At 70.0% G+C, this 13,211-nt stretch carries 12 protein-coding genes and 1 riboswitch; of the genes, 7 read left to right on the top strand and 5 right to left on the bottom strand.

Annotated elements, in window-relative coordinates; all coding sequences use genetic code 11:
- Positions 1-3: 3 nt before the first annotated feature.
- From FE633_RS37185 to FE633_RS37195, 3 genes are all read right to left on the bottom strand, one after another.
- A complete protein-coding gene (locus tag FE633_RS37185; RefSeq protein WP_138049609.1) occupies positions 4-933 on the bottom strand; it encodes a 1-phosphofructokinase family hexose kinase in 930 nt (309 codons plus the stop codon).
- A gap of 113 nt (positions 934-1,046) precedes the next feature.
- Complete coding sequence (nagA, locus tag FE633_RS37190; protein WP_138049574.1) at positions 1,047-2,192, bottom strand: N-acetylglucosamine-6-phosphate deacetylase; 1,146 nt, start codon at positions 2,190-2,192, stop codon at positions 1,047-1,049.
- Between the two features lie 134 nt (positions 2,193-2,326).
- Positions 2,327-3,250, bottom strand: coding sequence for an ROK family protein (locus FE633_RS37195; protein ID WP_138049575.1), 924 nt, complete (start codon positions 3,248-3,250; stop codon positions 2,327-2,329).
- A gap of 197 nt (positions 3,251-3,447) precedes the next feature.
- On the opposite strand from FE633_RS37195, the gene FE633_RS37200 reads away from it, so the two are divergent.
- The 3 genes from FE633_RS37200 (at position 3,448) to otsB (ending at position 5,994) form a co-directional block, all read left to right on the top strand.
- Positions 3,448-4,716 carry an ABC transporter substrate-binding protein gene (locus FE633_RS37200; RefSeq protein WP_484422054.1) on the top strand — a complete coding sequence of 423 codons (1,269 nt, stop codon included), beginning with the start codon at positions 3,448-3,450 and terminating at the stop codon, positions 4,714-4,716.
- A gap of 76 nt (positions 4,717-4,792) precedes the next feature.
- A complete protein-coding gene (locus tag FE633_RS37205) occupies positions 4,793-5,023 on the top strand; it encodes a DUF3263 domain-containing protein (RefSeq protein ID WP_138049576.1) in 231 nt (76 codons plus the stop codon).
- An 89-nt stretch (positions 5,024-5,112) separates the two neighbouring features.
- Complete coding sequence (otsB, locus tag FE633_RS37210) at positions 5,113-5,994, top strand: trehalose-phosphatase (RefSeq protein ID WP_138049577.1); 882 nt, start codon at positions 5,113-5,115, stop codon at positions 5,992-5,994.
- Between the two features lie 101 nt (positions 5,995-6,095).
- Here otsB and FE633_RS37215 read toward each other — a convergent pair whose 3' ends face one another.
- Both FE633_RS37215 and FE633_RS37220 read right to left on the bottom strand, forming a co-directional pair.
- Positions 6,096-7,505, bottom strand: a complete 1,410-nt coding sequence (locus FE633_RS37215; protein WP_138049578.1) for an alpha,alpha-trehalose-phosphate synthase (UDP-forming) — start codon at positions 7,503-7,505, stop codon at positions 6,096-6,098.
- 232 nt (positions 7,506-7,737) lie between these two features.
- Positions 7,738-8,685 carry a glucosyl-3-phosphoglycerate synthase gene (locus tag FE633_RS37220; RefSeq protein ID WP_138049579.1) on the bottom strand — a complete coding sequence of 316 codons (948 nt, stop codon included), beginning with the start codon at positions 8,683-8,685 and terminating at the stop codon, positions 7,738-7,740.
- 189 nt (positions 8,686-8,874) lie between these two features.
- Positions 8,875-9,033, top strand: a riboswitch (SAM riboswitch).
- 18 nt (positions 9,034-9,051) lie between these two features.
- On the opposite strand from FE633_RS37220, the gene thrC reads away from it, so the two are divergent.
- The 4 genes from thrC (at position 9,052) to groL (ending at position 13,202) form a co-directional block, all read left to right on the top strand.
- The gene (gene thrC / locus FE633_RS37225; protein WP_138049580.1) at positions 9,052-10,341 is read left to right on the top strand and encodes a threonine synthase; all 1,290 of its coding nucleotides are present in this window, start codon (positions 9,052-9,054) and stop codon (positions 10,339-10,341) included.
- On the top strand, positions 10,338-10,613 hold the full coding sequence (locus tag FE633_RS37230) for a MoaD/ThiS family protein (protein WP_119103018.1): 276 nt from the start codon (positions 10,338-10,340) through the stop codon (positions 10,611-10,613). Before thrC ends, FE633_RS37230 begins: the two co-directional genes overlap by 4 nt.
- A gap of 462 nt (positions 10,614-11,075) precedes the next feature.
- Positions 11,076-11,279 (top strand): cold-shock protein, encoded by a 204-nt coding sequence (locus tag FE633_RS37235; protein WP_003986833.1) that lies wholly within the window; start codon positions 11,076-11,078, stop codon positions 11,277-11,279.
- Between the two features lie 297 nt (positions 11,280-11,576).
- On the top strand, positions 11,577-13,202 hold the full coding sequence (gene groL / locus FE633_RS37240) for a chaperonin GroEL (protein WP_119103017.1): 1,626 nt from the start codon (positions 11,577-11,579) through the stop codon (positions 13,200-13,202).
- Positions 13,203-13,211: the final 9 nt, after the last annotated feature.

Consider the following 13,211-nt stretch of genomic DNA (forward strand, 5'->3'; position numbering starts at 1 on the left):
GCCTCAGGCCGCGCTGGCCTCGTCCGTCACCGTCACCCGGGTCAGCAGGTCCTCGTACGCGGCGCGATCGAACTCGCCCGCCACGGGCGCCCGTACCGTGGCCGCGGACAGGGCCGCCGCGCGGGCCAGCCGGTCCGGCCACGGCAGTTGCTCCACCAGCCCCGACAACAACCCGGCGACCGCCGAGTCGCCCGCGCCCGTGGGGTTGCCCCGGACGGGGTGCGGGGGAGCGGCGCGCCAGTGGCCCTGGGGCGTGTGGGCGAGCAGGCCCTCCGGGCCCAGGGACGCGACGACCGCGTGGGCGCCGCGGCGGCGGGCGTCGCGGGTGGCACGCAGGGGTTCGTGGGAGCCGGTGAGTTCGGCCAGTTCGTCGGCGTTCGGTTTGACGATGTCCGGGCGGGCGGCCACCCCGCGCCGCAGGGGTTCGCCGCTGGTGTCCAGCAGGACCGGGACGTCCGCCGTGCGGGCGGTGCGGATCAACTGGGCGTACGCGCCCACCGGCACCCCGGGCGGCAGACTGCCGCACAGGGCCACCGCCGAGGCGGAGCGCAGCAGATCCTCGTACGCCTCCTGGAACGCCGACCACTCCGCGGACGAGACGGGCGGGCCCGGCTCGTTGAGCTGGGTGGTGTCTGCGCTGGTGTCGTCCGCGACGGCGATGGTGCGGCGCGTGCCGCCCTCGACCGGCACCAGCGCGTCGGTGACGCCGGCGAACGCCGTCAGCTGGTCCTGGAGGGCGCGGCCCGTCGCACCGCCCACGAAACCCGTGGCCGTCACCTCGTGGCCGAGCGTCGCGAGCACCCGGGCCACGTTCAGGCCCTTGCCGCCGGGCCGTTCGGTCACCTCGGTCACCCGGTGCGAGGTGTGCGGGCGCAGCGACCGCACGCGATAGGTGATGTCGAGAGCGGTGTTCAGCGTGACCGTGAGGATCACCTGGGCCTCCCCCGAGTAGTACGCGCTTACTTGTTCCGGAGGCCCGATCATGCCAAAGAGAAGGCGGCCGGCCCAGTCCCACAGGCCGCCGCCCCCCTCAACAGAGGTCGGATTCAGCCCAGTTGGGGCTCAACCACCCATTCGCCGCGGCGCATCACGCCCTTGAGGGCGAAGTCGGCGTCCAGGACCACCAGATCCGCGTCCTTCCCCGGCTCCAGCGAGCCCACCCGGTCGTACATGCCGAGCAGCTTGGCCGGGGTGGCGGAGACGGCGGCGACGATGTCCTCGACGGACAGCCGGTCGACGGTGACGCCACGCTTGAAGGCCAGGTCCAGTGTGAGCGTCGAGCCCGCGATCGACCCGCCCTCCACCAGTCGCGCCACGCCGTCGCTGACCTCGACCTCCAGCGGGCCGAGCATGTAGCGGCCGTCGCCGAAGCCCGCCGCGTCCATCGCGTCCGTGATGAACGCCACCCGGTCCGCGCCCGCGTGATGGAACGCCAGCTCCAGGGAGGCCGGGTGCAGATGGGTGCCGTCGTTGATCAGCTCGACCGTGATCCGCTCGTCCTCCAGCAGCGCCGCGATCGGACCGGGCGAGCGGTGCCCGAGGGTGGGCATCGCGTTGTAGAGATGCGTCGCCACGGTGGCGCCCGCCTCGATGGCCTCCATCGTCTGCTCGTACGTCGCGTCCGTGTGCCCGATCGCCGCGATCACGCCGTGCTCGGCGAGGAGGCGTACGGAGGCGATGCCGCCCGGCAGTTCCGTGGCGAGCGTGACCATCTTTGCCTGACCGCGTGCCGCGTCGATCAGCTTGCGCACCTCGGCCGGGTCCGGGTCGCGCAGCAGCTCCTCGGAGTGCGCGCCCTTGCGGCACGGCGAGATGAACGGTCCCTCGAAGTGGATGCCGGCGATGTCGCCCTGCTCGGCCAGTTCGGAGAGCAGACCGGCGCGCTGGGCCAGCGCGTCCATGTCGCCGGTGACGGTCGACGCGACGATCGTCGTGGTGCCGTGCAGCCGGTGCGTGTGGACGCCCTTCAGGACCTCCTCCACGCTCCCGGAGGTGAAGGACGCGCCGCCTCCGCCGTGGTTGTGCACATCCACGAAGCCGGGGACCAGCCAGTGGCCCGACAGGTCGATCACCTCGGAATCGTCGTGCGGGCTTCCGGCGATCCGCGTGCCGTCGACGATCACGCGGCCTCCGTCCACGATTCCGGTAGGCAGCACCACCCGAGCACCGGCGTAAATCTTGCTAGTGGCCATCAGGTGGTTACCTCCGGAAAGTCGTGGGTGGTCGGTCGCCGTGGTGGTCGTGATCGCTTTGGTCGTCGTCGTTGTCGTTGTCGTGGTTGCCGGGGTCGTTGTGGTTGCCGTGGTCGTCGTGGTCATCGGATCCGTCATCGGGTGGCGAGAAGGTCCCAGGCCAGCAGCCCGGCGCCCAGGCAGCCGGCCGTGTCGCCGAGTGCCGCGGGGACGACGGACGGCAGCTTCTGGAAGGTGACGCGCCGCTCGATGGCGGCCCGCAGCGGCTCGAACAACGTTTCCCCGGCCTCGGCGAGACCGCCACCGATGATCAGGGTGCGCGGGTCCAGCAGGGTGAGCGCGGTGACGAGCCCGTCGGCGAGCGCGTCCACCGCCTCCTGCCACACGGCGCGCGCACGCGGGTCCCCGGATTCGACGGCCTTCGCGCAGTCCGCCGCGTCCGCCTCCGGATCGCCGGACGCCTCGGCCCATGCCTGGCTGACCGCCGCCGCGGAGGCGAACCGCTCCAGGCAGCCGCGCTGCCCACACGGACACGGGGTTCCCCCGGGACGTACGACGATGTGTCCGATCTCGCCGGCGAAACCGTGCGCCCCCGCCTCCACGCGGCCGTCGATGCCGATCGCGCCCGCGATCCCCGTGCCCAGCGGCACGAACAGGAACCGGTCGGCGCCGCGGCCCGCCCCGATCCGGCCCTCGGCGAGCCCGCCGGTGCGGACGTCGTGCCCGAGCGCCACGGGGATGCCGTGCAGCCGCTCGCTGATCAGATCCCGCAGGGGTACGTCGCGCCAGCCGAGGTTGGCCGCGTACGCCGCGATGCCCCGCTCGGCGTCCACGATGCCGGGGACGGCGACGCCGGCGGCCGCCGCGCTCTCGCCGAAGTGGCGCTCTCCGTGCGCGCGCAGCTCGGCCGCGAAGTCGAGGATCGACTCGACGACGGCGTCCGGGCCGCGCTCTCGGCCCGTGCCTCGGCGGGCCTGGTGCAGCAGGTCGCCGTCGGCCCCCACGAGGGCGGCCTTCATCCCGGTGCCGCCCACATCGAGGGCGATGACATGTCTCACGGGGACAGTCTCGCCCCTGACCCCATGAGAGGTCTAGTCCACTCACGTGGTGTAGACCTATAGTTCGCGTGCTGAGACATTCAACGATCGTGGCGTCTGACAGGCATCACCGCCGTGACACGTGACAGCAAGACACCGCAAGACAAGCAAGCCAGGCAAGACAGCCAAGCCACAGGCAAGACAGGCAGGGGAAACCGGTGCAGCGGCGAGTGACAGGTCTGATCTCGGTGATGTCCGCCCTGGGCATGGCGGCGGCGCTCAGTGGCTGCGGCAGCTCCGGCGGCGCCTCCCAGGACGTCACGCTCAAGCTGGTGGCGGCCGACTACGGCGACTCCAAGGCGAACAGCTCCCAGAACTACTGGGACAAGCTCGTGAAGGAGTACGAGGAGAAGCACCCCGGCATCAAGATCGACGTCAGCGTCTACTCCTGGAACGACGTCGACGCCAAGGTCAAGAAGATGGTGGCCGACGGGCACGCCCCCGATATGGCGCAGATCGGCGCGTACGCCGACTACGCCGCCAAGAACCAGCTGTACAAGGTCGACGAGCTGCTCTCCATACCCGTCCAGGCCGACTTCGTCTCCCGGCTCGCCGAGGCGGGCGAGGTGGAGCGGGTGCAGTACGGCATGCCGTTCGCCTCCTCCACGCGGCTGCTGTTCTACAACAAGAAGCTCTTCGCCGACGCGGGCCTCACCCCGCCGCAGAGCTGGAGCGATCTCGCGGCCGCCGCCAAGGTCCTCAAGTCGCGCGGGGTCAAGATCCCGTACGCGCTGCCCCTCGGGCACGAGGAGGCCCAGGCCGAGACCATGATGTGGCTGCTGAGCGGGGGCGGCGGCTATGTCGACGGCAGCGGCTCCTACGGCCTCGACTCCGAGCAGAACGTCGACACCTTCGACTGGCTCAAGAACGAGCTGGTCGCCAAGGGGCTCACCGGGCCGACCGCGCCCGGCAAGCTCAACCGCGCCGACGCCTTCGCGGCGTTCACCCGCGGCGACGTGGGCATGCTCAACGGCCACCCCTCGCTGATGCAGGCCGCCGCCAGGAAGGGGGTGAAGTTCGGCATGGTGCCGATGCCCGGCATCAACGGGAAGTCCAAGGCCACGATGGGCGTCGCCGACTGGATGATGGCGTTCAAACAGAACGGCCACGCGGAACAGGTCGGCGATTTCCTCGACTTCGTCTACGACAAGAAGAACGTGCTCGAGTTCTCCCACACGTACGACCTGCTGCCCGTGACCGCCGGCGCCTCCGAGGCGATGGCCGCCGACAAGAACGACAAGCGGCTCGACCCGTTCCTCAAGGAACTGTCCAACGCCGAGCTCTACCCCGTCGCCAAGACCTCCTGGGCGCAGGTCAGCGCCGACATCAAGCAGCAGATCGGCAAGGCCGTGAGCCCCAATGCCAGTCCGACCGCGATCCTCGGCCAGCTCCAGCGGTCGGCTGCCGCCGCGGAGAACTCCGAGTAGTACCGCGCGCGGCGCCCGCCGCCGGCCACTGGCGGTGTCAGAGACGCTGTCAGAGGCGGGCGTTACCGTTCAGGGCATGGACGACGAGCTGACCCGGCAGGAGCGAGACGTGCTCGCGCTGGAGCGGCGCGGCTGGGCCGGCCCCGGGGCCAAGGAGCGGGCCATCCGGGAGGAGCTGGGCATGGCGCCGGTCCGCTACTACCAGCTGCTCAACGCCCTCCTCGACGCCCCCCGCGCCCTGGCCCACGACCCGGTGACCGTCAACCGGCTCCGCCGGATACGCGCGGCCCGCCGGGCCGAGCGCTGACGGAGGGCACGAGGGAAAGCACGACGGACGGTGCGACGGACGGCGCCGAGCCACGGGTGATCCCGGCCCCGCGCGGATAGGGTCACCGTATGAGCAGCCACCCGGACTCCTCACGGCCGCCGATGCCGACGCCCTTGCCGACCCCAGCCACCCAGGCGGGCCGTGACGGCCTCGACGCCCTCCTCGCCCGACCCCGCCGGGCCGTACTCGCCTTCGACTTCGACGGCACCCTCGCCCCGATCGTCCCCGACCCCGAGCAGGCCCGCGCCCACCCCGACGCGGTCCCGGCGCTCGCCGCACTCGCGCCGAAGGTCGCGTCCCTGGCCGTGGTCACCGGCCGCCCGGCCGGTGTCGCGGTCCGCCACGGCGGCTTCGCGGGCGTACCCGGCCTGGAGCACCTTGTCGTCCTCGGCCACTACGGAGCCGAACGCTGGGACGCGCTCAGCGGCGCCGTCACCGCCCCCGCCCCGCACCCCGGCGTCGCCGCCGTCCGCGCCGAACTGCCCGGCTTCCTCGACGAGATCGGATCCTGGCGCGGCACCTGGATCGAGGAGAAGGGCCGCGCGGTCGCCGTCCACACGCGTCGCGCGGAGGACCCGCAGGCCGCCTTCGAGGCCCTGCGCGAGCCCCTCACCGAGCTCGCCGCCCGCCACGACCTGATCGTCGAACCGGGCCGCATGGTGCTGGAGCTGCGTCCGCCGGGCATGGACAAGGGCGTCGCCCTGACCGAGTACGTGCGCGAAGTGGCCGCCGAATCCGTCCTGTACTGCGGCGACGACCTGGGCGACATCCCCGCCTTCGCCGCCGTCGACAAACTCCGCTCGGACGGTGTCCCGGGCCTGCTGGTGTGCGTCGGCAGCTCCGAGGTGCGGGAGCTCGCGGACCGCGCGGACTTGGTGGTCGACGGCCCCGAGGGACTCGTACGCCTGCTGACCGCGATGACGGGGTATATCAGCCCGTCCGGCGCTTGAGGACGAGGCCGTCAGGCCGATCAGCGGGGGTCTGGGGGCGGAGCCCCCAGGAACGGGATGGGACGGGTAGGGGCGGCGGGGGCGAGGAAACCCTCCCGCCGCTACCGCGGGTCCAGCGCGTGCAGCTGGTCCAGGAACCACTGGGCCGGCGGCAACGCGGTCGCCGCGGCGGCGAGCCGCTTCGTACGCTCCGCCCGCTCGCCCAACGGCATCGTCAGCGCCTCGTGCAGCGCACGGGCGGTGGCGACCACGTCGTACGGATTCACCGTGATGGCGTCCTCGCCCAGCTCCTCGTACGCCCCCGCCTCCCGGGACAGCACCAGCGCGCACCCCTCGTCGGAGACGACCGGCATCTCCTTGGCGACCAGGTTCATCCCGTCCCGGATGGGGTTGACCAGAGCCACGTCGGCCAGCCGGTACGCGGCAAGTGAGCGGGCGAAGTCGTCCTTCAGATGCAGCAGGACCGGGGTCCACCCGGCCGTTGCGAACCGCGCGTTGATCTCATCCGCGATCCGCTGTACCTCGGTCATGTAGTCGCGGTACACGGCGAGGTCCTGCCGCGACGGATACGCGAGCGCCACGTGCACCACGCGCTCGCGCCACGACGGCTGGTCCTCCAGGAGCTGCCGGTAGGCCAGCAGCCCGCGCACGATGTTCTTCGACAGCTCGGTCCGGTCGACCCGCACGATCGTCTTGCGGGGGCTGCCGTCGGGGGCCACCCCGATCTGCTCCCGCAGCGAGGCGATCCGGTCGTCCACGTCCGGCTGGTGCGAGCGCTCGCGCAGGAAGTCCGCGTCCGCGCCGAGCCCGTGCACACCGATCCGCGTGCCCGACGGAATACCGGGGCCCAGCACGGCGTGACAACAGTCGGTGAACGCGTCCGCCCACCGCTGGGTGAGGAACGCGGCCCGGTCGGCGCCGAGGATCCCGCCGAGCAGCTGGGCGCCGATGTCGTCGGGCAGCAGCCGGAAGTACTCGGGCGGGGCCCACGGCGTGTGCGAGAAGTGCCCGATCCGCAGATCGGGGCGCAGCTCGCGCAGCATGCGGGGCACCAGCGCCAGGTGGTAGTCCTGCACCAGCACGGCGGCGTCCTGCGCGGCCCCTTCGGCCAGGGCCTCGGCGAAGGCGCGGTTGTACGTCTCGAACGACGCCCACTGACGACGGAACTCCGCGTCGAAGACCGGCTCCAGCGGCGTCTGGTACAGCAGGTGGTGGACGAACCACAGCACGGAGTTCGCGATGCCGTTGTACGCGTCCGCGTGCACGTCGGCGTCGATGTCCAGCATCCGTACGCCGGCCTCGCCGACCCCGCGCCGCACCGCCTCGCGGTCACCGTCGCCCAGCGCCGAGCACACCCACAGCGCGTCGGCGTCCGAGCCGATCGCCGAGAGACCGGAGACCAGTCCGCCGCCGCCGCGCTTGGCGGTGAGCGTCCCGGCCTCGTCGAGCGTGTACGAGATCGGGCCGCGGTTGGAGGCGACGAGGATCTGGGCACCGTGCGTAGTTGCCATACGGCTCAACTTAGCCCTTGGTGGAACCGCTCAAACGTGCGCCTCAGCCGTATACAGGTGCGCTGGGCGCCTGAGAGCTAGGGGTGGACTGTTGTGTGGCGGATGCGGGCCCGTTGTGGCTGGTCGCGCAGTTCCCCGCGCCCCTTGGTGCCCTGCGGCCCCCTGCGGGGCCGCAGAGCCGACGAGCCCGCAGAGCCGACGAGCCCGCAGAGCCGACGAGCCCGCAGTCCTCCTATGCCGCCCTTCGTTCCGCGTACTCCGCGATCTCGGCCATCGGCGGGCGCTCCTCCGTGTCCACCGAGTGGGTGTGCGGCTCGAAGCCGGTCTCGCCGCGTTCGAACTGGGTGAGGCGGGGGCGCAGGAGATGGCCGCGGGCCAGTCGGAGCTGGGCGGTGCGGTAGATCGCGGCGGCCATGCGGCCGAGCGCCTGCCCGTCCTGGTGGCGGTGCTTGCGGACGCCGACGTCGACCTGGGCCAGGGCGTCGAGGCCCACCAGGTGCAGCGCGTCGATGAGCATGCCCAGCTCCACGCCGTATCCGACGGGGAAGGGCAGCCGCTCCAGGAGGGAGCGGCGGGCGGCGTACTCCCCGCCGAGCGGCTGCACGAAGCCGGCCAGCTGCGGCCAGTGCATGTTCAGCAGCGGGCGGGCCATCAGCTCTGTTACGCGACCGCCCTGACCTGCGGCGGATCCGAGCGGGCGGTCGTACATCGCCTTGACGAGGTCGACGCCGGGCTCGGTGAGCAGCGGGCCGACGATCCCGGAGACGAAGTCCGCGGAGAACTCCTTCAGATCGGCGTCGACGAAGCAGACGATGTCGCCGCTCGTGACGAGCAGCGAGCGCCACAGGACCTCGCCCTTGCCGGGGACGGTGGGTATGCGCGGCAGGATCTCGTCGCGGTGGACCACGCGGGCACCCGCCTCGGCGGCCACCTCGGCCGTACGGTCGGTGGAACCCGAGTCGATCACGACCAGCTCGTCGACGAGCGGCACCTTCTTGGTCATCAGCTCGCGGCGGATGACGGAGACGATCTCGCCGACCGTCGCCTCCTCGTTGAGCGCGGGCAGGACCACGCTCACCGTGGAGCGCGCGGAGCGCTTCGCGGCGATCAGGCTGTGCAACTTGCGGTCACTCACGGACCAGGAGCGCGTGCTCAGCCAGCGCTCGACGTCTTCCAGCACGTGCGGCTCTCCTTGCGTTGGACTGGGGTTGCGAGTGCCTGTCCGGACGACGGCGGATGTGACTGTTCATCTCGCGACTCGGACGGCTCTCTCCACCATCCAGGCCTTCGGTTACAGTCTTGAACAACGCTGATGACCATCGCATGTCGCGGGTCGTTGCGTGCACAACCAATACTTACAACCGAATACCGCTCATCCAGAGGGGCAGAGGGAAACGGCCCGTTGAAGCCCCGGCAACCCTCCAGCCGGTTCTCGTACCGATCGATGGTGATCGGCTCCGCGAGGCTCCCGGCTCGGGAAGGTGCCAATTCCGTCTCACGGCGAGATGCGTCGTGGGGAAGATGAGGAGAAAGGGCCTCGCCTCACATGGCTGCGCAGACAGTTGCAAGCACCACGAACCCCCTCACCTCCGTGGACCTCGGTCCGGCCGCCGCGCTCTCCTGCCGCGAGTGCGGGCACCGGGTGGCGCTCGGCCCGGTCTTCGCCTGCGAGGAGTGTTTCGGCCCGCTCGAGATCGCGTACGACTTCTCGGCGTACGACACCGAGGACCTCCGCAAGCGCATCGAGGCGGGACCCGCGAACATCTGGCGGTACGCTCCGCTGCTGCCCGTCCCCGCGGACGTGGCCGAGAAGCCGAACATCAACCCCGGCTGGACCAAGCTCGTCAAGGCCGACAACCTGGCGGGCGAGCTGGGTGTGACCGGCGGCCTGTACGTGAAGGACGACTCCGGCAACCCGACGCACTCCTTCAAGGACCGTGTCGTCGCCCAGGCCCTGGAGGCCGCCCGCGTCTTCGGCTTCACCACCCTCTCCTGCTCCTCGACCGGCAACCTGGCCGGTGCGGTGGGCGCCGCGGCGGCCCGTGCCGGCTTCCGTTCCTGCGTGTTCATCCCGCACGACCTGGAGCAGGGCAAGGTCGTCATGGCCGCGGTGTACGGTGGCGAGCTCGTCGGCATCGAGGGCAACTACGACGACGTGAACCGCTTCTGCTCCGAGCTGATCGGCGACCCGGCCGGTGAGGGCTGGGGCTTTGTGAACGTCAACCTGCGCCCCTACTACGCCGAGGGCTCCAAGACGCTGGCGTACGAGATCTGCGAGCAGCTCGGCTGGCGGCTCCCGGACCAGCTCGTCGTGCCGATCGCCTCCGGCTCCCAGCTCACGAAGATCGACAAGGGTCTGCAGGAGCTGATCAAGCTCGGACTCGTCGAGGACAAGCCGTACAAGATCTTCGGCGCCCAGGCGGAGGGCTGCTCCCCGGTGTCCGTCGCCTTCAAGGCGGGCCAGGACGTCGTACGGCCGCAGAAGCCGGACACCATCGCCAAGTCGCTCGCCATCGGGAACCCGGCCGACGGGCCGTACGTCCTCGACATCGCGCGCCGGACCGGAGGCGCGGTGGAGGACGTCAACGACGAGCAGATCGTGGACGCCATCAAGCTGCTCGCGCGGACCGAGGGCATCTTCGCCGAGACGGCGGGTGGCGTGACGGTCGGCGTGACGCGCAAGCTGATCGAGAACGGCGTACTCGACCCGACCCTCACCACCGTCGTACTGAACACCGGCGACGGCCTCAAGACCCTGGACGCGGTGGCCGGCACGGGCCTGACCGCGACCATCCGCCCCAACCTGGACTCTTTCCGAGAGGCTGGCCTCGTATGAGCGTCAACGTCCGCATCCCCACGATCCTCCGCACCTACACGGGCGGCCAGGCCGAGGTCGCTGCCGAGGGCGCGACTCTCGCCGAGGTCATCGCCGATCTGGAGAAGAACCACACGGGCATCGCCGCTCGCGTCCTGGACGACCAGGGCAAGCTGCGTCGCTTCGTCAACGTGTACGTGAACGACGACGATGTGCGCTTCGAGCAGGGTCTGGAGACGGCCACGCCCGACGGGGCCGGCGTCTCGATCATCCCGGCCGTCGCCGGAGGCTGACCGCCGACCGGGTTTCCGGGTACCGGGCCGGTTATTACCGACGGTAACGGCGAACACGCAGAGTTCATCGAATTGCCCTCTCCGTAAGAGAAACGGAGGGGGCAATTCTGCATGGTTGAGCGCGGTACAGTTGGGGAACCTGCTTCGCCCCGCACGCCGAACGCATATGAGTTCCTGCCGTAAGCCCGACAAGAAGCAGCCAAACTGCCCGGCCATTTTGAGCCGTTTGCGACATTTGTGGGCCCCGGCTTGCCCTGAATTCGGGCAAATTCTCCGCATACTCCCGATCGAGCGGTGTCCAGATTTCTCGTCCGATTGACCTGTTGCAGACGGCAGTTGGACAGATACATTCAGCCGCGGTCGACGCGTTCCGGCGCACACCCCCAACCGTTGGGGGGTGAGGTCTGACCCGGATCCACGAAGTGTGGATCTGTGCAAGGGCCAGTAATAGGGGAGTTAGGCATGGCTCAGGGCACCGTCAAGTGGTTCAACGCGGAGAAGGGGTACGGCTTCATCGCGGTCGACGGTGGTGCGGATGTATTCGTCCACTACAGCGCGATTCAGATGGACGGCTACCGCACCCTGGAGGAGGGTCAGCGGGTCGAGTTCGAGATCTCGCAGGGCCAGAAGGGGCCGCAGGCGGACATGGTCCGCGTGGCCGGCTGAAGCACGCGCCGACTGATCTGCAGCGACACGTTCTTCTTTGAAGGGCCCGCACCCCCAGGGGTGCGGGCCCTTCGTCATGCCCGCGCGCTCTTCCCGATCAATGGGAGGCGCTTGCACTCGAAGGGGTCGAGTGCTAATCATTGGCGTTAGCACTCTGAAGGTGAGAGTGACAACGAGGACCGGGTCGGTGAGGCCCGCAGGCCGGGTGGGGCAAGGAACCACAGGCAGGCAGGCCGTCCGTCGCGGGCGCCAGCGCGGTCCGGAGCAATCCACCCCAGTCCGGGAGGACCACTTCACATGGCCAAGATCATCGCGTTCGACGAGGAGGCGCGGCGAGGCCTCGAGCGCGGCATGAACCAGCTCGCGGACGCCGTCAAGGTGACCCTCGGCCCCAAGGGCCGCAACGTCGTCCTCGAGAAGAAGTGGGGCGCCCCCACGATCACCAACGACGGTGTCTCCATCGCCAAGGAGATCGAGCTCGAGGACCCGTACGAGAAGATCGGCGCCGAGCTGGTCAAGGAGGTCGCGAAGAAGACGGACGACGTCGCCGGTGACGGCACGACGACCGCGACCGTCCTCGCGCAGGCGCTGGTGAAGGAAGGCCTCCGCAACGTCGCCGCGGGCGCCAACCCGATGGCTCTCAAGCGCGGTATCGAGAAGGCCGTCGAGGCGGTCTCCGGTGCGCTGCTCGAGCAGGCCAAGGACGTGGAGACCAAGGAGCAGATCGCTTCGACCGCCTCCATCTCCGCCGCCGACACCCAGATCGGCGAGCTCATCGCCGAGGCCATGGACAAGGTCGGCAAGGAAGGCGTCATCACCGTCGAGGAGTCCCAGACCTTCGGTCTGGAGCTGGAGCTCACCGAGGGTATGCGCTTCGACAAGGGCTACATCTCGGCGTACTTCGCCACCGACATGGAGCGTATGGAGGCCGTCCTCGACGACCCGTACATCCTGATCGCCAACTCCAAGATCTCCAACGTCAAGGACCTGCTTCCGCTCCTGGAGAAGGTCATGCAGTCGGGCAAGCCGCTGCTGATCATCGCCGAGGACGTCGAGGGCGAGGCCCTGTCGACCCTGGTCGTCAACAAGATCCGTGGCACCTTTAAGTCCGTCGCCGTCAAGGCTCCGGGCTTCGGTGACCGCCGCAAGGCCATGCTCGGCGACATCGCCATCCTCACGGGCGGCGAGGTCATCTCCGAGGAGGTCGGCCTCAAGCTGGAGAACGCGACCGTGGACCTCCTGGGCCGCGCTCGCAAGGTCGTCATCACCAAGGACGAGACGACGATCGTCGACGGTTCGGGCTCGGCGGACCAGGTGTCCGGCCGCGTCAACCAGATCCGCGCCGAGATCGAGAACTCCGACTCGGACTACGACCGCGAGAAGCTCCAGGAGCGCCTGGCGAAGCTGGCCGGCGGCGTGGCCGTCATCAAGGCCGGTGCCGCCACCGAGGTTGAGCTCAAGGAGCGCAAGCACCGCATCGAGGACGCCGTCCGCAACGCCAAGGCGGCCGTCGAGGAGGGCATCGTCGCCGGTGGTGGCGTGGCCCTGCTCCAGGCCTCCCAGGTCTTCGAGAAGCTGGAGCTCGAGGGTGACGAGGCGACCGGCGCCAACGCCGTGAAGCTCGCCCTTGAGGCCCCGCTCAAGCAGATCGCCGTCAACGGTGGTCTCGAGGGTGGCGTCGTCGTGGAGAAGGTCCGCAACCTTCAGGTCGGCCACGGTCTGAACGCCGCGACCGGCGAATACGTCGACATGATCGCCGAGGGCATCATCGACCCGGCGAAGGTCACGCGCTCCGCCCTGCAGAACGCCGCGTCCATCGCCGCGCTGTTCCTCACCACCGAGGCCGTCATCGCCGACAAGCCGGAGAAGGCGGGCGCTGCCCCGGCCGGTGGCGGCATGCCGGGCGGTGACATGGACTTCTGATCCGGTTAC

The sequence above is a fragment of the Streptomyces montanus genome, from assembly GCF_005786655.1.
Classification (GTDB): domain Bacteria; phylum Actinomycetota; class Actinomycetes; order Streptomycetales; family Streptomycetaceae; genus Streptomyces; species Streptomyces sporangiiformans.

Coding starts and splice junctions, on each gene's coding strand:
- nagA (WP_138049574.1), bottom strand. CDS start 2,192: ATGGCCACTAGCAAGATTTACGCCGGTGCTCGGGTGGTGCTGCCTACC.
- FE633_RS37205 (WP_138049576.1), top strand. CDS start 4,793: ATGGACGACGAGCTGACCCGGCAGGAGCGAGACGTGCTCGCGCTGGAG.
- otsB (WP_138049577.1), top strand. CDS start 5,113: ATGAGCAGCCACCCGGACTCCTCACGGCCGCCGATGCCGACGCCCTTG.
- FE633_RS37215 (WP_138049578.1), bottom strand. CDS start 7,505: ATGGCAACTACGCACGGTGCCCAGATCCTCGTCGCCTCCAACCGCGGC.
- thrC (WP_138049580.1), top strand. CDS start 9,052: ATGGCTGCGCAGACAGTTGCAAGCACCACGAACCCCCTCACCTCCGTG.
- FE633_RS37230 (WP_119103018.1), top strand. CDS start 10,338: ATGAGCGTCAACGTCCGCATCCCCACGATCCTCCGCACCTACACGGGC.
- FE633_RS37235 (WP_003986833.1), top strand. CDS start 11,076: ATGGCTCAGGGCACCGTCAAGTGGTTCAACGCGGAGAAGGGGTACGGC.
- groL (WP_119103017.1), top strand. CDS start 11,577: ATGGCCAAGATCATCGCGTTCGACGAGGAGGCGCGGCGAGGCCTCGAG.